The sequence below is a fragment of the Kitasatospora sp. NPDC056783 genome (assembly GCF_042789895.1).
Classification (GTDB): domain Bacteria; phylum Actinomycetota; class Actinomycetes; order Streptomycetales; family Streptomycetaceae; genus Kitasatospora.
In genome coordinates this window covers 1-1,087 of sequence record NZ_JBHUAF010000730.1, presented here as the reverse complement: position 1 = coordinate 1,087, position 1,087 = coordinate 1, and the positions used below count along the sequence as shown (strand labels likewise).

General features: G+C 64.3%; 3 protein-coding genes. All 3 read left to right on the top strand.

Annotation, left to right across the window (positions count from 1 at the left end):
- Positions 1-61 precede the first annotated feature (61 nt).
- The 3 genes from ACFRMQ_RS40935 to ACFRMQ_RS40925 all read left to right on the top strand — a co-directional run bounded on the left by ACFRMQ_RS40935 (position 62) and on the right by ACFRMQ_RS40925 (position 1,063).
- On the top strand, positions 62-493 hold the full coding sequence (locus tag ACFRMQ_RS40935; RefSeq protein WP_380736023.1) for a DUF5753 domain-containing protein: 432 nt from the start codon (positions 62-64) through the stop codon (positions 491-493).
- A complete protein-coding gene (locus ACFRMQ_RS40930; protein ID WP_380736022.1) occupies positions 483-689 on the top strand; it encodes a DUF397 domain-containing protein in 207 nt (68 codons plus the stop codon). Before ACFRMQ_RS40935 ends, ACFRMQ_RS40930 begins: the two co-directional genes overlap by 11 nt.
- 170 nt (positions 690-859) lie before the next feature.
- Positions 860-1,063 (top strand): DUF397 domain-containing protein, encoded by a 204-nt coding sequence (locus ACFRMQ_RS40925; protein WP_380736020.1) that lies wholly within the window; start codon positions 860-862, stop codon positions 1,061-1,063.
- The last annotated feature ends 24 nt before the right edge of the window (positions 1,064-1,087 follow it).

Here is a 1,087-nt window from a genome sequence, read left to right as displayed (position 1 = left end):
GCCGCCGCGATCTGGCACAACTGGAACACCGGGGCCACGATCAAGCGCTCACTCATCGCCTATGACCACTGAGAACATCGGACTCATTCATCTAGCCGTGCGGCAGCGCCTGTTGGAGCGAACTCGGACAGTCCATGCTGTCCTGGATGAAGCCGTCCTTCGACGCCCAATCGGCGGTTCGTCCGTCATGGTACGGCAGTTGTTCCACTTGGAGGCTCTGGCTGACAGGCCGAACGTTGTCCTTCAGATCGCTCCCTTCAGTCTGGCCGAGGAACAGCCTCTATCGCATCCGGTCACTCTGCTGACTCTCCCAAACCGCACCATGGTTGCTTACAGCGAGACCCTCCAACGAGGCTATCTGGAGCAGGATCCGGAGACAGTTGCGGGCTGGGCGCGAAAGTACGATCGACTCCAGGTGGACGCACTGTCCCGAGCTGAAAGCCTGGCTGTGATTCGCAAGGTACGAGAGGACCTGGTACGTCATGAACGTTGACCTGTCCAGCGCCAAGTGGCGCAAGAGCACCCATAGCGACGGAGGGGGCGGCTGCATTGAGGTTGCGGACGGCTACCCGGGCATCATGCCCGTTCGTGACTCCAAGGACCCGAACGGACCGGCGCTGTTCTTCTCCTTCGAGGCGTGGACAGCCTTCGCCAAGGCCACGGTGGACGGCGAGTTCGGCGACGTGTGAACCGTCCCCCCCACGCACGAAGAACCCCCGGCCGCTCAAGTCGGGGGTTCTGCTGTCTGCGCACTGCTCACCGCAGCCGTGCCTCTCGGTCGTCTGACGTCTGCCTCGGGTTCCGGGGCTTCTCCAGGGGGAAGGCGTCGCCCATGCCGTACTCCAGGAAGGACTCACCGATGCCATCCTCCGACAAGCCCATCCAGTGGCGGAAGAGCAGCTTTAGCAACGGCAACGGCGGAAACTGCGTCGAGGTGGACGACGCCAACCCCGGGACGGTCCGCGACTCCAAGGACCCCGAGGGCCCCTGGCTCCGCTTCACCCCCGAAGCGTGGACAGCCTTCGTCCGGGCCGCGGTGGAAGGCCGGTTCGGCGACGTGTGAGCCACACGCCGGAAGGCCGGCCCG